Source organism: Polaromonas sp. P4_F9 (genome assembly GCF_056401235.1).
Genome location: NZ_JBFUJT010000027.1, coordinates 65724 through 84314, shown reverse-complemented (window position 1 = coordinate 84314; position 18591 = coordinate 65724). Strand labels below are relative to the sequence as shown.

Annotated in this window: 15 protein-coding genes and 1 pseudogene; 14 read left to right on the top strand and 2 right to left on the bottom strand. The window is 60.7% G+C overall.

Translation table 11 applies throughout. The features are described from left to right. The 8 genes and pseudogenes from AC1DUB_RS21085 to AC1DUB_RS21050 form a co-directional block, all read left to right on the top strand. Positions 1-288, top strand: a pseudogene (locus AC1DUB_RS21085) (sulfur oxidation c-type cytochrome SoxA); the annotation flags it as partial. A 21-nt stretch (positions 289-309) separates the two neighbouring features. Then, entirely contained in the window at positions 310-975 is a 666-nt protein-coding gene (gene soxX / locus AC1DUB_RS21080) for a sulfur oxidation c-type cytochrome SoxX (protein ID WP_477731134.1), read from the top strand. A gap of 106 nt (positions 976-1081) precedes the next feature. Then, entirely contained in the window at positions 1082-2809 is a 1728-nt protein-coding gene (gene soxB, locus AC1DUB_RS21075; RefSeq protein WP_477731133.1) for a thiosulfohydrolase SoxB, read from the top strand. A 277-nt stretch (positions 2810-3086) separates the two neighbouring features. Then, positions 3087-5978: a 2-oxoglutarate dehydrogenase E1 component gene (locus AC1DUB_RS21070; protein WP_477731132.1), complete on the top strand. Its 2892-nt coding sequence runs from the start codon at positions 3087-3089 to the stop codon at positions 5976-5978. A gap of 56 nt (positions 5979-6034) precedes the next feature. Continuing rightward, complete coding sequence (gene odhB, locus AC1DUB_RS21065; protein WP_477731131.1) at positions 6035-7309, top strand: 2-oxoglutarate dehydrogenase complex dihydrolipoyllysine-residue succinyltransferase; 1275 nt, start codon at positions 6035-6037, stop codon at positions 7307-7309. Between the two features lie 66 nt (positions 7310-7375). Further along, complete coding sequence (gene lpdA / locus AC1DUB_RS21060) at positions 7376-8803, top strand: dihydrolipoyl dehydrogenase (protein ID WP_477731130.1); 1428 nt, start codon at positions 7376-7378, stop codon at positions 8801-8803. Between the two features lie 19 nt (positions 8804-8822). Next, a complete protein-coding gene (zapE, locus tag AC1DUB_RS21055; RefSeq protein WP_477718102.1) occupies positions 8823-9926 on the top strand; it encodes a cell division protein ZapE in 1104 nt (367 codons plus the stop codon). Continuing rightward, positions 9923-10573: a hypothetical protein gene (locus AC1DUB_RS21050; protein ID WP_477731129.1), complete on the top strand. Its 651-nt coding sequence runs from the start codon at positions 9923-9925 to the stop codon at positions 10571-10573. The genes zapE and AC1DUB_RS21050 overlap by 4 nt, the downstream gene beginning before the upstream one ends. A gap of 50 nt (positions 10574-10623) precedes the next feature. Here the strand turns inward: AC1DUB_RS21050 and AC1DUB_RS21045 are convergent, their stop codons facing one another. Continuing rightward, complete coding sequence (locus tag AC1DUB_RS21045) at positions 10624-11385, bottom strand: PP2C family protein-serine/threonine phosphatase (RefSeq protein ID WP_477718215.1); 762 nt, start codon at positions 11383-11385, stop codon at positions 10624-10626. Between the two features lie 86 nt (positions 11386-11471). Here AC1DUB_RS21045 and AC1DUB_RS21040 point away from each other — a divergent pair, with 86 nt between their 5' ends. Then, positions 11472-11675 (top strand): DUF465 domain-containing protein, encoded by a 204-nt coding sequence (locus AC1DUB_RS21040; RefSeq protein WP_477718216.1) that lies wholly within the window; start codon positions 11472-11474, stop codon positions 11673-11675. Then, positions 11675-13681, top strand: coding sequence for an ATP-dependent DNA helicase (locus AC1DUB_RS21035; RefSeq protein ID WP_477731128.1), 2007 nt, complete (start codon positions 11675-11677; stop codon positions 13679-13681). Before AC1DUB_RS21040 ends, AC1DUB_RS21035 begins: the two co-directional genes overlap by 1 nt. On the opposite strand, the gene AC1DUB_RS21030 is transcribed toward AC1DUB_RS21035, so the two are convergent. Further along, positions 13644-14471, bottom strand: a complete 828-nt coding sequence (locus AC1DUB_RS21030) for an outer membrane protein assembly factor BamD (protein WP_477718105.1) — start codon at positions 14469-14471, stop codon at positions 13644-13646. The genes AC1DUB_RS21035 and AC1DUB_RS21030 overlap by 38 nt on opposite strands. Before the next feature lie 17 nt (positions 14472-14488). On the opposite strand from AC1DUB_RS21030, the gene AC1DUB_RS21025 reads away from it, so the two are divergent. From AC1DUB_RS21025 to ndk, 4 genes are all read left to right on the top strand, one after another. Next, positions 14489-15523 carry an RluA family pseudouridine synthase gene (locus AC1DUB_RS21025; RefSeq protein WP_477731127.1) on the top strand — a complete coding sequence of 345 codons (1035 nt, stop codon included), beginning with the start codon at positions 14489-14491 and terminating at the stop codon, positions 15521-15523. Positions 15524-15624: 101 nt separating this feature from the next. After that, the gene (scpB, locus tag AC1DUB_RS21020; protein ID WP_477731126.1) at positions 15625-16368 is read left to right on the top strand and encodes an SMC-Scp complex subunit ScpB; all 744 of its coding nucleotides are present in this window, start codon (positions 15625-15627) and stop codon (positions 16366-16368) included. A gap of 10 nt (positions 16369-16378) precedes the next feature. After that, positions 16379-18028 carry a pseudouridine synthase gene (locus AC1DUB_RS21015; RefSeq protein ID WP_477731125.1) on the top strand — a complete coding sequence of 550 codons (1650 nt, stop codon included), beginning with the start codon at positions 16379-16381 and terminating at the stop codon, positions 18026-18028. Positions 18029-18145: 117 nt separating this feature from the next. Next, the gene (gene ndk, locus AC1DUB_RS21010; protein ID WP_477731124.1) at positions 18146-18571 is read left to right on the top strand and encodes a nucleoside-diphosphate kinase; all 426 of its coding nucleotides are present in this window, start codon (positions 18146-18148) and stop codon (positions 18569-18571) included. The last annotated feature ends 20 nt before the right edge of the window (positions 18572-18591 follow it).

The following is an 18591-nucleotide window of genomic DNA, read 5'->3' as shown; positions in this document are numbered from 1 at the left end:
GACTTCTCTTGCGCGTCCTGCCATGGGGAGGACAACAAGCGTGTGCGTTTGCAGGACCTGCCCAACCTGACCAGGGAGCCCGGTGCCAGCACGGGTTTTGGGGCGTGGCCGGCTTACCGTGTTTCCAGCGGTGATTTGTGGAGCATGCAGCGCCGCCTGAATGACTGCTATCGGCAGCAGCGTTTTCCGTTCCCGGGCTACGCCTCCGACGCGACCATTGCGCTGGGCGTGTACATGGGTGTGAACAGCAAGGGCGGTGCCTCCACCGCTCCTGCGCTGAAGCGTTAAAAACCGGGCGGAAGGATAGACATGACCAAGACACACAAAAAGCCGGCCTTGCTGGTCTTGCTGGCAATCGGCACCGCTTTTGCCATGCTGCTGGCCGGCTGCGCAATGGCGCCCACGTCGCAGGAGGTGGATGAGGCCACCGCGCAGGTGCTGAAGGGCTCGTTCCGCGAGCAGGGTATTGCCAGGCTGGATCGGCTGAAGCTCGATGCCTCCAACCAGGCCTGTTCTGACGCCGCCGGGAAACCACTCGACGAAAAGCTGGCCAAAGCCATTGAAGAGGCCAACCTGCAGACGGTGAAGTTTCCCTCGGACGGAAAATTTATCGGCAACTGGAGCGAGGGCGAAAAAATTGCCCAAAACGGGCGCGGCCTGACCTGGAGCGACAAGCCCGGTGAAGCCAATGGCGGCAGCTGCTACAACTGCCACCAGATCAGCAAGGCGGAACTCTCATTTGGCTCGATCGGCCCGAGCCTCTACAACTACGGCAAGCTGCGCGGCGTGAGCGATCCGGCGGCCGCCGCCAGTAAGCCCATCGTTGAGTACACCTGGGGCAAACTCTGGAACGCCAAGGCCTACAACGCCTGTTCCGACATGCCCCGGTTTGGCCATGGGGCCATCCTGGGCGAGCAGCAGATTCGCGACGTGATGGCGCTGCTGCTGGATCCGCAATCGCCGGTCAACAAATAACACATGGCATTAAGGCTGTCTGCCCGGTAACTGCGGGCGCAGCCAGCTATTAAATCGATAGTAATTTCAACCTGTGCCCGACGCTCCGGGCAGGATGCCTGACGCCATGAATCTATCCCGCCGCGAATTTGCAAGTGTCATGGCCGCCGCGCTGGCCGCCGGTTTTCCGTTGCAACGCGAGGCCAGCGCCGCCCAGGCCGGTGATCTATACAACCTGCCGCGCTCCGGCAATGTGCACCTGTTGCACATGACGGATTGCCACGCCCAGTTGCTGCCCAGTTATTTCCGCGAGCCTTCCGTCAACCTGGGCGTGGGGGCCATGCGCGGGCAGGTACCCCATCTGGTGGGCGAGCAACTGCTGAAAGCGGCCAGCCTCAAGTCAGGCACACCCGAGGCGCATGCCTTCACTTACCTGAATTTTGAGCGGTCCGCCCGCCAGTACGGCAAGGTGGGTGGTTTTGCCCACCTGGCCACGCTGGTCAGGCAGCTCAAGGCGGACCGCCCCGGCGCCGTGCTGCTGGATGGTGGCGATACCTGGCAGGGCAGCGCCACGGCACTCTGGACGCAGGGCCAGGACATGGTGGACGCCGCGAAGCTGTTGGGCGTGGACATCATGACCGGCCACTGGGACTTTACTTATGGCGAGGAACGCATCAAGAAAATCGTCGAGCAGGACTTTGCCGGCAGGGTTGACTTCATCGCGCAAAACATCAAGACCAGCGACTTTGGCGACCCGGTGTTCAAGCCCTATGTGATCAGGGAGATGAACGGCGTGGCGGTCGCCATCGTGGGCCAGGCCTTTCCGTACACACCGATTGCCAACCCCGGCTGGCAAACGCCAAACTGGACTTTTGGCATCCGCGAAAGCGAGATGCAGGAAACTGTCAACGAGGCACGCGCCAAGGGCGCGCAGGCGGTGGTGCTGCTCAGCCACAACGGCATGGACGTGGACCTGAAAATGGCCTCGCGCGTCACTGGTATCGACGCCATTCTGGGCGGGCATACCCACGACGGCGTGCCGGTGCCCGTCATTGTCAAGAACCCGGGCGGCCAGACCATCGTGACCAATGCCGGCAGCAATGGCAAGTTTCTGGGGGTGCTGGATCTGGACGTGAAGGACAAGCAAGTGCGGGGTTTCAGCTACCGCCTGCTGCCGGTATTTTCGAATCTGCTGCCGGCCGATTCCGCCATGAGTGCGCTGATTTCGAGGGTGCGGGCGCCTTACGAGGCCCGGTTGTCGGAAAAACTGGCCGTGACCGAAGGCACGCTGTACCGCCGTGGCAATTTCAACGGCACCTTTGACCAGCTCATCCTTGACGCCCTGATGGACGTGCGCGGGGCGGAAATCGCCTTTTCCCCCGGATTTCGCTGGGGAACCTCGTTGCTGCCCGGCCAGGCCATCACGCGTGAGCATCTGATGGACCAGACTGCGATCACCTATCCGTGGACCACCCTGACAGACATGCGCGGCGAAACGATCAAAACCATTCTGGAAGACGTGGGCGACAACCTGTTCAACCCCGACCCTTATTACCAGCAGGGCGGTGACATGGTGCGGGTGGGCGGGCTGACCTACACCTGCGAGCCGGGGGCCAGGATGGGGTCCCGCATCCAGAACATGCGCCTGAAAGGCCAGCCGATCGAGGCCGGCAAAACCTACAAGGTCGCGGGTTGGGCGCCGGTTGCCGAGGCCAGCAAACATGCCGGGCCGCCCGTCTGGGAGGTGGTCGAGCACTATCTCAAGGCCCAAAAGGTGATCGAGCCCGTCAAGCCCAACACGCCCGACCTGCTCGGCGTTGCGGGTAACCCTGGGCTTGGTCAGGTGGGGTTGTAACGGGGCTCCGGCCAGGGGCTCCCCTTGGGATGCAGTCGCGCTGACGCGTTAAAACAACGGCGACACCCGCGCAAAATCCGCCTCAAAAAACGTCGCGTTAGGTAAAGAAACGGCGCGGGTTTGGTGCCGCCGCAGTTCGGTGGCACAATCTAGCCTGTTTCTGAAGGCCCTTCCTGCCACAGTCGCATCCGCTAATCGGTCCAGCCGTGTTGCGGAAGGTTAATCAACCAGCTTTAACCAGCTAATGTTTCCTTAAGGGAAACGGAGGTCAGCGGATATGAGTTCCAGCTCGCAGACACCTGCATCTGTCTATTCTGCCTATCAAGGCAACACCTATCTTTTCGGCGGCAATGCGCCTTATGTCGAGGAGATGTACGAAAACTACCTCGCCAATCCGGGCAGCGTGCCTGACAACTGGCGCGAATATTTCGACGCACTTCAACACGTCCCCGCAGTCGACGGCAGCAACGCCAAGGATGTGCCGCACTTGCCGGTCGTTAACGCCTTTGCCGAACGCGCCAAGCAGGGCCAGGTCAAAGTCGGGGAGGCCAGCGGGGCCGACTCCGAAATGGGGCGCAAGCGCACGGCCACCCAGCAACTGATTGCCGCTTACCGCAACGTCGGCGCCCGTTGGGCCAACCTCGACCCCTTGAAGCGCGCCGAGCGAGACAAGATTCCCGAGCTGGAGCCGTCCTTCTACGGCTTCACCGATGCCGATCAGGAAACGGTGTTCAACACCAGCAACACCTTCTTCGGCAAAGACACCATGAGCTTGCGCGAGCTGATCAACGCGCTGCGCGAGACCTATTGCGGCACGATTGGCGCCGAATACATGTACGCCACAGACCAGAACCAGAAGCGCTGGTGGCAACAAAAGCTCGAAGCCATTCGCAGCAAACCCAATCTCAGCAAGGAAAAAAAGCTCCACATCCTTGACCGGCTCACCGCAGCTGAGGGCCTTGAGCGCTTTTTGCATACCAAATACGTCGGCCAAAAGCGTTTCTCGCTGGAAGGCGGCGAAAGTTTCATTGCCAGCATGGATGAACTGATCCAGCAGGGCGGCATCAAGGGTGTGCAGGAAATCGTCATCGGCATGGCCCACCGTGGCCGCCTGAACGTGCTGGTCAACTCGCTGGGCAAAGTGCCGGCTGACCTGTTTGCCGAGTTTGACCATACCGCCCCTGAAGATCTGCCCAGCGGCGACGTGAAATACCACCAGGGCTTCAGCTCCGACGTGACCACCCCCGGTGGCCCGGTGCACCTGAGCCTGGCATTCAATCCCTCGCACCTCGAAATCGTGAATCCCGTGGTGGAAGGTTCGGTGCGCGCCCGCATGGACCGCCGTGCTGATCCGAAAGGCCTGCAGGTGTTGCCAGTGCTGGTGCATGGCGACGCCGCTTTTGCAGGGCAGGGCGTTGTCATGGAAACGCTGGCGCTGGCCGAAACCCGCGGTTATTTCACGGGCGGCACGGTTCACATCGTGATCAACAACCAGATCGGCTTTACCACCAGCGATCCGCGTGACAGCCGCTCCACGCTGTACTGCTCCGATGTAGTCAAGATGATTGAAGCACCGGTGCTGCACGTCAATGGTGATGACCCGGAGGCCGTAGTGCTGGCTACCCAGCTGGCGCTGGAGTTCCGCATGGAATTCCAGAAAGACGTCGTCCTCGACATCATCTGCTTTCGCAAGCTGGGCCACAACGAGCAGGACACGCCTGCATTGACCCAGCCGCTGATGTACAAGAAGATTGCACAGCATCCTGGCACGCGCCGTTTGTATGCCGACAAGCTGTCTGCACAGGGTATGGGCGAGACGCTGGGCGACGATATGGTCAAGGCCACGCGCGCCGCGCTGGACGCGGGCAAGAGCACGTTTGACCCTGTGCTGACCAATTTCAAGAGCAAGTACGCAGTCGACTGGGCCCCTTACCTGGGCAAGAAGTGGACTGACGCGGGCGACACCGCCATTCCCATGGCCGAGTGGAAACGCCTGGCCGACAGGATTACCGCCATCCCCTCCAGCGTGACGCCGCACCAGCTTGTCAAGAAGGTGTATGACGACCGCGCGGCCATGGGCCGGGGCGATATCCCTGTGGACTGGGGCATGGGCGAGCACATGGCGTTTGCCTCGCTGGTGGCCAGCGGTTACCCGATACGTCTGTCGGGCGAAGACAGCGGCCGTGGCACTTTCACCCACCGTCATGCCGTTATTCACGACCAGAGCCGTGAAAAATGGGATACCGGCACCTACGTGCCGCTGCAGAACGTGGCCGAGAACCAGGCCCCGTTTGTGGTGATCGACTCCATCCTGTCGGAGGAAGCCGTGCTGGCTTTTGAGTACGGCTATGCTTCCAACGATCCCAACACGCTGGTGATCTGGGAAGCGCAGTTCGGCGACTTTGCCAATGGCGCACAGGTCGTGATTGACCAGTTTATCGCCTCCGGTGAGGTGAAGTGGGGCCGCGTCAACGGTATCACCTTGATGCTGCCGCATGGCTACGAAGGCCAGGGGCCCGAGCACAGCTCGGCACGCCTGGAGCGCTTCATGCAGCTGTCTGCCGACACCAACATGCAGGTGGTTCAGCCGACGACCGCCAGCCAGATCTTCCACGTGTTGCGCCGCCAGATGGTGCGCAACCTGCGCAAGCCGCTGGTGATCATGACGCCCAAGTCGCTGCTGCGCAACAAGGATGCCACGTCACCGCTGTCCGAGTTCACCAAAGGCAGCTTCCAGACGGTCATTCCCGAGAACAAGGAAGAGATCATCAAAAAAGCCGACAAGGTCAAGCGCATCATTGCCTGCTCGGGCAAGGTGTACTACGACCTGGCCAAGAAGCGCGAAGAAAAGGGCGCTGACGATGTGGTGATTTTGCGCGTTGAGCAGCTCTACCCCTTCCCGCACAAGGCGTTTGCGGCGGAGCTGAAAAAGTACCCGAATGTCACCGATCTTGTGTGGTGCCAGGACGAGCCGCAAAACCAGGGCGCCTGGTTCTTTGTGCAGCATTACATCCACGAGAACATGTTCGAAGGCCAGAAGCTGGGCTACTCGGGCCGTGCTGCCTCGGCTTCGCCGGCCTCCGGGTATTCGTACCTGCATCAGGAACAGCAAAAAGCGCTGGTCGACGGCGCGTTTGGCAAGCTCAAGGGCTTTGTGCTGACCAAGTAAAGAACCCGGGTCATAGCGAACCCGCAGAACACAAGAACATACTCGAAAGAATCAAAATGGCTATCGTAGAAGTCAAAGTTCCCCAACTGTCCGAGTCCGTGGCAGAAGCCACCATGCTGCAGTGGAAAAAGAAAGTCGGCGAGGCAATTGCCATCGACGAAATCCTGATTGAAATCGAAACCGACAAGGTCGTGCTGGAAGTGCCCGCGCCTTCTGCCGGCGTGCTGACCGAACTGGTTGTGGCCGATGGCGGCACCGTGGTGTCGGACCAGGTGATCGCAAGAATTGATACCGAGGGCAAGGCGGGCGCGGGTGCGGCTGCGCCAGCACCTGCTGCGGCCGCCGCAGCAGCGCCTGCAGCTGCCGCTGCTTCCGCGCCGGCTCCTGCAGCCGGTGGCTCCATGGCTGGTGTGCCCATGCCGGCGGCTGCCAAACTGATGGCCGATGGCAATCTGGCGGCCGGCTCTGTGCCTGGGACCGGCAAGGACGGCCGCGTCACCAAAGGTGATGTTCTTGGTGCAGTGGCAGCGGGTGCTACTAAATCAGTAGCTGCCAGCCCAATTCCTACCGGAGCTCCAATCACTTCTTTGCCTCAAGTGGCGGCGAATGTGAAATCCGCCGATCTGGGCGAACGTCCCGAGCAGCGCGTGCCCATGAGCCGCCTGCGCGCGCGTGTTGCCGAGCGCCTGTTGCAGTCGCAGTCCACCAACGCCATCCTGACCACCTTCAATGAAGTGAACATGGCTCCCGTGATGGAAATGCGCAAGCGTTTCCAGGAAAAATTCGAGAAGGAGCACGGCGTCAAGATTGGCTTCATGAGCTTCTTTGTGAAGGCAGCAGTCCATGCGTTGAAGAAGTACCCGGTGTTGAACGCCTCGGTGGATGGCAATGACATCGTCTACCACGGCTACTTCGATATCGGTATTGCCGTCGGTTCGCCGCGTGGCCTGGTGGTGCCGATCCTGCGCAATGCCGACCAGATGAGCTTTGCCGACATCGAGAAGAAGATTGCCGAATACGGCGCCAAGGCGCGCGACGGCAAGCTGGGCATTGAAGAGATGACGGGTGGTACGTTCTCGATCTCCAATGGCGGTGTATTCGGCTCCATGCTGTCCACGCCCATCATCAATCCGCCGCAGTCGGCCATTCTGGGCGTGCACGCCACGAAAGACAGGGCTGTTGTCGAAAACGGCCAGATTGTGGTTCGCCCGATGAACTATCTGGCCATGAGCTACGACCACCGCATCATCGACGGCCGCGAAGCCGTGCTGGGCCTGGTGGCCATGAAGGAAGCGCTGGAAGATCCGGCCCGCTTGCTGTTCGACATTTAACACCTGTCAGGGCAGGCTGCCGCGGCCTTGCCGCCAGCCTTGCCTTCAATTTACTGGAAAAAGAACATGTCCAAACAATTTGACGTGATCGTCATCGGTGGCGGTCCTGGTGGCTACGTCGCTGCCATTCGCGCAGCCCAACTGGGTTTTACCGTCGCCTGTATCGACGAGTGGAAAAACGCCAAGGGTGGTCCTGCCCTCGGTGGCACCTGTACCAACGTAGGCTGCATTCCGTCCAAGGCCCTGCTGCAATCGTCCGAGCATTACGAGCAGGCCGGCCACCACTTCGCCGACCATGGCATTGAAGTGAAGGGCCTGAGCCTGGATCTGGCCAAGATGGTTGGTCGCAAGGACACGGTCGTCAAGCAGAACAACGACGGCATCGTTTACCTGTTCAAGAAGAACAAGGTCACCTTCTTCCATGGCCGCGCCTCCTTTGCCGCTGCCAAGGACGGTCTCTACGACATCAAGGTCGCGGGCGCTGCGGAAGAAACGCTTTCTGGCAAGCACATCATTGTGGCCACGGGTTCGAATGCCCGCGCGCTGCCTGGCGCGCCTTTTGACGAAGAGAATATTTTGTCGAACGACGGCGCGCTGCGCATCGGTGCCGTACCCAAAAAGCTCGGTCTGATCGGTTCCGGCGTGATCGGCCTCGAGATGGGTTCCGTCTGGCGCCGTCTGGGTGCTGAGGTCACGGTTCTGGAAGGCCTTCCCACCTTCCTGGGTGCGGTTGACCAGCAGATCGCCAAAGAGGCGCACAAGGCCTTCGTCAAGCAAGGCCTCAAGATTGAACTGGGCGTCCAGGTGGGCGAGGTCAAGTCGGGTAAAAACGGTGTCTCCGTGGCCTATGTGGATGCCAAGGGCCAGGCCCAGAAAATCGATGTGGACAAGCTGATCGTCTCGATTGGCCGGGTTGCCAACACCATCGGCCTGGCGCCTGAAACGGTTGGGCTGAAGCTCGACGATCGCGGCGCCATCGTGGTGGATGATGAGTGCAAGACGAATTTGCCGAATGTATGGGCCATCGGCGACGTGGTGCGCGGCCCCATGCTGGCGCACAAGGCCGAGGAGGAAGGCGTTGCAGTGGCAGAGCGCATTGCAGGCCAGCACGGCCACGTCAACTTCAATACCATTCCCTGGGTGATTTACACCAACCCGGAAATCGCATGGGTTGGCCAAACCGAAGAGCAGTTGAAGGCCGCCGGGCGTGCATACAAGGCAGGTACCTTCCCCTTCATGGCCAATGGCCGCGCGCGCGCCCTGGGCGACACCACCGGCATGGTCAAGATGCTGGCTGATGCCGCAACGGATGAAATCCTGGGCGTGCATATTGTGGGGCCGTTTGCCAGCGAACTGATTGCCGAATGTGTGGTCGCCATGGAGTTTCGCGCCAGCAGCGAAGACATTGCGCGTATTTGCCATGCCCATCCATCCTTGAGCGAGGCCACGAAAGAGGCGGCACTGGCAGTGGATAAGCGTACCCTGAACTTCTGACGGCCTGGGTACCAGACCGGTGACACAGCTGGTGCGCTCGGCCTACGAGGCTGAACTCGCAACGCGGGGTTATACGAGTGACCCGGCCCAGTTGCGTGCGATCGATGCCCTGGAGCGCTGTGCGGCTGAATGGGCGGCGTTCAAGGAGCAGCGCTCGAACGCCTTCAAGAAGCTGATCAACCGGCCCGATATTCCCCGCGGTGTTTATATGTACGGGGGAGTCGGTCGGGGCAAGAGTTTCCTGATGGACTGCTTTTATGGCGCGGTGCCGCTGAGGCGCAAAATCCGCCTGCATTTTCACGAGTTCATGCGCGAGGTGCACCGTGAGCTGCAGGACTTGCAGGGCACGGTCAATCCGCTCGATGAGTTGGGCAAGCGCATCGCCAAACGCTACCGCCTGATTTGTTTTGACGAGTTCCATGTATCGGACATCACCGATGCCATGATTCTTCATCGGCTGCTGGCGGCGCTGTTCGACAATGGTGTGGGATTCGTGACAACCTCCAATTTCCATCCGGACGAACTCTATCCCCACGGCCTGCACCGCGACCGCATTTTTCCCGCTATCGGTCTGCTGAAAGCCAAACTGGAGGTGATCAGTGTCGACAACGGAACAGACTACCGACGGCGTACGCTGGAGCAGGCCAAGCTGTATCACACGCCGCTGGGGCCCCAAGCAGATGCCGAGATGACGGAAACCTTTAACCGTCTGGCAGAATCACACGATGAAAGCCCGGTGCTGCACATTGAGTCGAGGCAGATCCACGCCCGGCGAAAGGCCGGAGGGGTGGTGTGGTTTGATTTCAAGACCCTCTGTGGCGGCCCCCGCTCGCAGAACGATTACCTGGAGATCGCCACGCAGTTCCACACGGTGCTGTTGAGTGATGTGCCCCACATGCCTGTGAGGATGGCCTCCGAGGCGCGGCGCTTTACCTGGCTGGTGGATGTGCTGTATGACCGGCGCGTCAAGTTGATTATGTCAGCCGCCGTTGCGCCCGAGGCGTTATACACCGAAGGGCCTTTGGTGCATGAATTTCCCCGCACTGTCTCGCGACTGGGCGAAATGCAATCCATGGAGTTTCTGGCCCTGGAAAGAAGAGACGTCGACACCTCACTCACATGAAAAAATTGCTTGTTGTATTCCTGGTTGCGTCATTGAGTACGTTTGCGTTCGCGCAAGCGCAAGCGCCCGTTCCGGCGCGGGTTGGCAGCATTGATTCGGAACGCGAAAGAATCAGCGCGGAGCGGACCAGGCTGGAGGCGGGTTTTTCGACGGAAGATGCCGCGTGCTACAAGAAGTTTGCCGTCAACAACTGTCTGCGTGATGTCAATACTCGCCGGCGCGCGGCAATGGCGGACCTTCGGCGGCAGGAGATTTTGCTCAATGATGAGGAGCGAAGGATCAAGGGCGCGGAGCAGATCCGGAAGACTGAAGAAAAATCATCACCTGAAAAGCAGCAGGAAGCCGCAGACCGGCGCGCCAAGGCCTTGGAGGACTACCAGTCACGGCAGGCGCGGGAAAAAGAGAAACAGCAAAACCGGGCCACTGTCCAGGCTGGCGAAAAAGCCAGCAGCGAGGCCAGCGCGAACAAACTCGGAAACAAGCAGCAAAAAACACAGGCCCGTACAGACAAGCAGGCGGCTGCCGCCGAGGAGGCAGCAAAATTCGATGCACGTCAGAAGGAAGCCCGGGAGCGGCGGGCCCAGCACGAAAGCGACCAGCTCAAGCGGACCAAGCCTCCTGCCAAATCCCTGCCCCTGCCTGAGTAAGGTCTGCGGTCCTGCGCATCACGCCGGGCCGCGCCAGGTAACGCAGCCTTTTACTGGCCCAACGGTTCGAGCTTGACGATCACCAGCGACAGGTTGTCGCCACCGCCCCGGGCGCGTGATCTGGCTTTCTGAATCAGGAACTCGGTCGCTTCGCGTGGCGATAGCATGGACAAAGCCGATCCGATTTCACTGTTGCTGAAGTAGTGCCATACCCCATCGCTGCATGCAAGCAACACGTCATCCGGGCGCAATTGCGGAATGAAGTGCAGGGTGATGGGAGGTGATTCTTCTGTTCCCAGGCAACCCATCAATATGTTGGATTGCGGATGGACATTGGCCTCCTCTTCGGTAATTTCACCTTTGTCGACCAGTGTCTGAACGTATGAATGATCCACTGTTCTGTGGATCAGCTTGTTGCCGTGGTAGTGGTAAATCCGCGAGTCACCGGTATGGGCCCAGTGGCAGTCTCCGCCAGGATTGATGACAAAAGCTGCCAGCGTGCTGTGCGGCTCCTGTTCGGCAGAGAGCGCCGTCAGCTTGATGACAAGATGAGCCTCCTCAATGATCTGCTTGAGCATGGAGGGCGCATCATCAACGTCCGGTGCATAGCGCTCAAAAAGCTGCTTGGCAGTCAGCATGACCTGGTCGGAGGCTTTGCGCCCGCCGCTTCGTCCGCCCATGCCGTCAGCCACTACGCCCAGCATGCAACCCGGAACACGAGCGTGGGTATACAGGTTGACCTGGTCTTGCTGATAGTCCCGGTCGCCCTTATGGATTCCGGTGGATGCGGTGATTCGATAACCTTTGGACATCGTTTGATTGTTCAAGTCGCCAAGACTCGATTTATGGCCTCAATCGACGTATTATCAGATGAAGCAGCGCGTACGGACAAAAAACCTTGGACATAAATTTACATTCCCCGGAACGGCAGCTGATCGAACTCAAAATCGAGCATGCGGACCTGGATGCCCTGCTTGACCTGGCGGTGCATACCCTGCCCATTGACGAGCTTTTGCTCAGGCGCCTGAAAAAACGCCGCCTGCTGCTTCGTGACCAGATCTCGCAGCTCGAATCCTCCCTGGACCCTCCCGAGCCCGCCTGATGAATCTCCTGTTTGAAGTGGAAGAGGCTTTCGCCCCAGAGGGCGTTTTGTCGCGCGCTGCCGAGCATTTCGTGCCGCGTAGCGGCCAGACCGAAATGGCGCTGGCGGTCGCCCGCGCGATTGAAGGCGCGTATCCCCTCGTGGTGGAGGCCAGCACCGGTGTGGGTAAAACATTTTCCTATCTGGTTCCGGCTTTGCTGAGCGGTGAACGGGTGCTGCTGTCGACGGCAACCAAGGCCTTGCAGGACCAGCTGTTTGGCCGCGATTTGCCCCGGCTGGTTGAGGCGCTTGGGTTGCCGGTTCGTACGGCGCTGCTCAAGGGACGGGGGAGCTATTTGTGCCTGCATCGCATGGAGATGGCTCGCCAGGACGCTCATCTGCCCCAGGGCGTTTCAATGCGCGCGCTGGCAAAAATTGAAGAATGGTCGCAGGCTACGCGAACGGGTGATCTGGCGGAGCTTCCGGGCCTGGATGAGCGTTCGCCCGTGATTCCGCTGGTGACGTCAACCCGGGAGAACTGCCTGGGCGCGCAGTGTCCGCGTTTTCGTGCCTGCCATGTGAACCTTGCCCGCAGGGAGGCCATGGCGGCGGATGTGGTCGTCATCAACCACCATCTGTTTTTTGCCGATCTGGCTGTCCGCGAGTCGGGTGTGGCCGAGCTGTTGCCGTCCGTGCGCATTGCAATCTTTGATGAAGCGCATCAGTTAAACGAGACCGGCGTGCAGTTTCTGGGGCGAAACCTCACGACGGGTCAATTACTGGACTTTTCCCGCGACATGCTGGCAGCCGGGCTGCAGCTCGCCCGGGGCCTTGTGGACTGGCAGCAGGTTGTAGGCGCCACCGAGCAGGCCGCCCGCGAGCTGCGCCTGTGCGCCGGCAAGCAGTACCCGGGGACCAAGCTGCGCTGGACGACCGAAACGCCTGAGGGGCTGGACGCTTCCGGCTGGAACGAGGCCCTGGCCGCGGTTCATGCGTCCTGCGTGCAGGCCTGCGCCGCACTGGATAGGGTCGGCGAGATTGCCCCCGACTTTGGCCGCCTGCATGAGCGTGGCGCAGAGCTGGCTGCGCGTGCTGAAAGCTTTGTTCAGGCCTGCGAGCCCGGCTGTGTTCGATGGGTCGATGTGGGCACGCAATTGCGGCTTGTCGAGTCGCCGCTGGATATTTCGAAGGCCGTGAAGAGCAAGGTGCTGGGGGCAGGCGGGGAGGGCGCGAAATCCTGGATATTTACCTCGGCGACGCTGGGCGATGATGACAAGCTGAGCTGGTTCACCCAGCCCTGCGGGCTGACCGAGGCGCAAGTATTGAGGGTTGGCAGTCCTTTTGACTATGAACGGCAGGCGGCGGTGTATGTTCCGCAAAATTTCCCCAAACCGGGCGATCCGTCCCATACAGCGAAGGTGGCGGAATCTGCAGCCGTGTGGGCGCGCCAGCTGGGCGGGCGCACCATGGTGCTGACCACCACCCTGCGGGCTTTGCGGACGATTGGGGAGGCGCTTCAACTCGCTTTCGAGCATTCGGGCGACATGGAAGTGCTTGTCCAGGGGGCCATGCCGAAGCGGGTGCTGATAGAACGCTTCCGGGAAGGCAACACCCAAGGACGGCGGGGCTGTGTACTGGTGGCGTCGGCGTCGTTCTGGGAGGGCATTGACGTCCCTGGTGATGCACTTCAGCTTGTCATCATCGACAAGCTGCCCTTTCCTCCGCCGAACGATCCTCTGGCAGAAGCCCGCTCCAAACTACTCGAATCCCAGGGGCGCAGTGCCTTCAATGACTACTTTCTGCCGGAAGCCGCCGTGGCACTCAAGCAGGGCGCGGGGCGACTGATAAGGCGGGAAACCGACCAGGGCATCCTGGTGGTGTGCGATGGCCGCCTGGCCTCCATGGGCTACGGGCGGCGTTTGCTGAGGGCGCTTCCGCCGATGCAGCGCCTGGCATCGGAGCAGGAATTAATGGAAAGGCTGGAGGCCCTTACCAGAATTTGTACCACGGGTTGTCTATCGACTTGAAGCCCTTGCTCATGTACTGGCTCTGGGGATAAGTCTTTTCCATGATGCGTCGCATGTCATCGCGCAGCTCAACCATGCCCAGCGCATCGTAGGATTTGTAGAGGATATAAGTGGCCTCCTCGAGCGCGGGAACGTCGCGGTAATCCGCGATGGCGGTCTGGGCCCGATTGATGGCGGCCACGTAGGCGCCACGGGAATAGTAGTACCTGGCCACGTGCACTTCAGATTGCGCCAGTGAATTCACAATGTAGGCCATGCGCAGGCGTGCATCGGGCGTGTAGCGCGAGTCCGGGAAACGGTTCACCAGGTCCCTGAACGATTCAAATGATTCCTTGGCTGCTTTCTGATCGCGCTCTGACAAATCCTGGCGCGAGATGAACGTGAAAAGGCCGAGATTGTCGTTAAAGTTCACCAGACCTTTGAGGTACAGCGCGTAATCCAGGGCGGGACTGGCCGGGTGCAGTTTCATGAACCGGTCCAGTGTTGCAATCGCCTGCGCCTGCTCACCGCCCTTGTACTGGGCATAGGCTTTTTCAATCTGGGCTTGCTGCGCCAAGGGGGTACCGGCCGCCCGGCCTTCCAGCTTCTCGTAAAGGGGAATGGCCTTGTCGTAGGCTCCTGAGCTGGCTTCGTCTTTGGCCTCGGCGTAAATCTTGTTAGGGCTCCATGTGGCCGTTTTATCCGGCTCTGGCGTGGTGGAGCATCCCGCAATTAGAAGAAAAGACAGCGCGCAAACGGCTGCAGCAAGCGGCGATGCATTGGGAACAACCGATAATTTGGTGGAAAACATTGCGATCGACCTTCTAGATGACTGATTCTGAACAAAGCAAATTGATTATATCGGGCGCTATTGCGGCCAATGGCCTCTCTGATGAAGCTCAGGAGGAGGTAGATGGCAGCGCCGAACTCGAGTTGCGGCGGGTGATGGTCCCCGCCGGGAGCCATGGCGCCCGTCTTGACCGGGCTTTGGCGGATATTGTGCCCGAGTTCTCCCGCAGCTACCTGCAGCAGTTGATCGAAGCAGCCGTTGTGCAGCTCAACGGCCGGGCCGTCACCAAGCCATCGGCCAAGGTCAAGGCCGGCGACGAGCTCGTCATTGAGCTGCGGCCTACGCCTCAAAGCCAGGCATTCAAGCCGGAAGTCATGGCGCTGGACATCGTGTTTGAAGACCCGTACCTGCTGGTGATAGACAAGCCGGCCGGGCTGGTGGTGCACCCCGCACCCGGTAACTGGAGCGGTACCCTGCTCAATGGCTTGCTGGCGCATGACCCCCAGGCGTCTTTTTTGCCGCGCGCCGGCATCGTGCATCGCCTCGACAAAGATACCAGCGGGCTGATGGTGGTCGCCCGCCAGAGACAGACGATGGATCAGCTGGTGAGCATGATCGCCGCCCGGAGCGTGAGCAGGGAATATATTGCGCTGGCCCATGGCACATGGCAGGGAGCACGGACCCGGGAGGTGAACGCGGCAATCGGCCGGGATCCCCGCAACCGCCTGCGCATGGCCGCCGTTGACCTGGAAAAAAACGCCGGCAAGGCAGCCTTGACGGTGGTGTCCCTGCTGCAAAACGGAGAGCGTCACTGTCTGGTCAAGTGCAAGCTGCATACCGGCCGTACCCATCAAATTCGCGTGCACATGGCGCTTCTGGGCCATCCCTTGATATCCGACGGGCTGTACGGCGGGGCGGCTGCTGCGGGGCTGGAGCGCCAAGCGCTGCACGCATGCAGGCTGGCGTTTGACCACCCCATGACCGGTGCCCCGATGGAGTTCAGATCGCCGCCACCCGCTGATTTGCAGGCAGCCATGGAAAATGTGGGCCTGATATACAATCAAAGTTCGTAGTTTTCAGCTACCCGCAACATGGCGCCCCTGACAAGGAGGTTGCGCATGGATGCAATGCGCCAACGAGCGCTTTTCCCCGCCTTTTTTCGGAACGACCAATCATGAATACGACGGATGCGAAGCGCGTCCTAGAAACAGCACTCATTTGCGCGCAGCAACCGCTGCCTTTGCGTGAAATGGGCGTGCTGTTTAACGGGGTATTGACCGCCGACAGCCTCAAGCTGGTACTTGAAGACCTGCAGAACGACTGGTCAGGACGGGGCGTGGAACTCGTTCATGTCGCGACCGGCTGGCGCTTTCAGAGCCGGCCGCAGATGCGCGAATACCTGGACAGGCTTCATCCGGAAAAACCACCCCGCTATAGCCGGGCCACGCTCGAAACGCTTGCCATCATCGCGTACCGGCAACCCGTGACGCGTGGTGACATGGAAGACATTCGCGGCGTCACCATCAACAGCATGATCCTCAAGCAATTGGAGGATCGCGGTTGGGTGGAGGTGATCGGCCACCGGGAAACCGTGGGCCGGCCAGCGCTTTATGCGACGACCAGGCAGTTTCTCGATGATTTGGGCGTTGAGTCGCTGGATCAGCTGCCTGCCATGGACAGTACGGCAGGGCAGGTTGCCATGCTCGAACAATTTGAGCTCGGCAGTGCAGAGCCCGCATTGTTGTCAGAGACGTCAGAGGCGCAAGGCGAAGCCGTACTTGAGCTCGCCGGCGATGAGGCAGCCGTGCTGGAACTGAGTCCGGCCATTTCGGAGGCCCTGGAGGCTTCGGCGGAGGATGCCGGTGAGCTTTCTGAACCCGAGCCCCTCGACCGGACCGCCAGCGATCCCTACGCATGAATGTAAAAGCATGAATCCACAAGACCACCCGGCTCCCGATCTCCCGTCCACCCCTCCGGACGAAGACGAAAACAAACCTGTCGCGCTGGAAAAGCCTGCGCAGGACGCTCCTGCTCCTGATTTGATGGCTGAGAACCCCGCGGAAAAGGTGGTCGCGTCAGCGCCGGCGCCTGCCGCCGGACAACCCGCGGTGCCGCCCGCGGCCAACACCATCCGCTTCGAGGACGTGGTGACAGGGCAGTTTGACGCTGATGAAGACGATGTGGCGCTGGAGTTGCCCAAGCGCGTGCTGTCACCTCAGCCTGAAACCCCCAAGTTGCACAAGGTGCTGGCGCAAGCCGGGCTGGGTTCCCGCCTGGAGATGGAGCAGCTTATTCTCGAGGGGCGCATTTCGGTCAATGCCGAGCCGGCCCACATCGGGCAGCGCATCCAGTTTGGCGACACCGTCAAGGTCAATGGCAAGCCCATACGCGTGCGAATTGACCCGCCGCCGCCCCGCGTGATTGCGTATCACAAGCCCAGCGGAGAGGTGGTGACGCACGATGATCCACAAAACCGGCCCACGGTGTTCCGGCGCTTGCCCAAATTGTTTCAGGGCAAATGGCAGTCCGTGGGGCGCCTTGACCTGAACACCGAAGGCCTGCTCCTGTTAACGAGTTCGGGCGAACTGGCCAACAAGCTGATGCATCCCCGCTTTGGGCTGGAGCGCGAATATGCGGTGCGGGTGTTGGGTGCGCTGAGCAACGAGGAAAAAAAACGCCTGCTGGAAGGCGTGACCCTGGACGATGGCGTGGCACAGTTCAGCTCCATCGAGGCCGGTGGCGGCGAGGGGGCCAATTGCTGGTATCGGGTCACCATATCCGAGGGGCGCAATCGTGAGGTTCGGCGCATGTTCGAGGCGGTGGGTCACGCGGTAAGCCGTCTCATCCGGATCCGGTACGGCGCCATGCTGTTGCCGCGCGGACTGAAGCGGGGCGCATTCGTCGAACTGGACGAGCGGGATATCTGGGCGCTGACCAATGCGGTGACCCGCTCTGAATCCCGGGCGGATCCGCGGGGCGCGCCCAAACACCCGGGTCATTCTCGCGGCGACGAAGGTGGCGAATCCCGCCCAGGCCGCGGCCCTCGCCGAAATGAGCGCTCGCGCGGAGACCGCGGGCGCCTGCCGGCCCCCGATAGCGGGCAAGCCGATGACTTTCAACCCGCCGATGCCGATGCTGAGCAGGAGCCCAATGATCTGCAGCCGCCCCTGCACCGGATGGACTCCGTCCCCCGGGGCAACAGGCGCCGCGGAGGGAAAGGTCGCGGGCAGGGGGGTAACCCCGGTTCGCCCCCTCGCTTTGGACAGGCTGCGGGAAATGGTCCGCAGGGACCAAAGCGGCGCGATGACCGTGGGGACCGGAGCGACAAAAGCGCGGGGGGTGCCCAGCAGCCCGATCCGATGAAAACATCTTTTGGTTATATCGGTGCGGATACCTTCACGCGGCAGCGGCAAGGTCAGGGCCAAGGCCAGGGGCAACGCCGCAGTGGCGGCGGCGGGGGATCTGGCATGGGCGGTGCCGGTGGGGGGCAGCGCCGTGGCGGCGGTGGCGGGGGTGGAAACCGCGGAGGCGGCAATCGTGGCGGTGGCGGTGGTGGTAACCGTGGCGGAAATCGTTGAGCGCGCCAGAAGCACTTTACTTCACAGGGTTGATCCGAACACATCAGCCCGCAGGTTAAAATCAGAGGCTGTATTCAGTTTCTGAATCATTTAAAAATCCAAGGTTAAGGAAAATTCATGGCGATCGAACGCACTCTCTCCATCATCAAGCCCGACGCAGTTGCAAAAAATGTGATTGGCCAAATCTACGCGCGTTTTGAGGCCGCCGGCCTGAAAGTCGTGGCGGCCAAAATGGCGCACCTTTCACGGGGCGAGGCCGAGGCTTTCTACGCTGTGCACAAGGAGCGTCCCTTCTTCAAGGACCTGGTGTCGTTCATGATTTCCGGCCCGGTGATGATCCAGGCGCTGGAAGGTGAAGGCGCCGTCCTGAAGAACCGCGACCTGATGGGCGCGACAGATCCCAAGAAGGCTGCTGCCGGCACGATTCGCGCCGACTTCGCCGACAGCATCGACGCCAACGCCGTCCATGGTTCGGACGCAGTCGAAACCGCCAACGCGGAAGTTGCATTCTTCTTCCCGGGCATGAATATTTACTCGCGTTAATCATGCTGCCCCCCACGCCT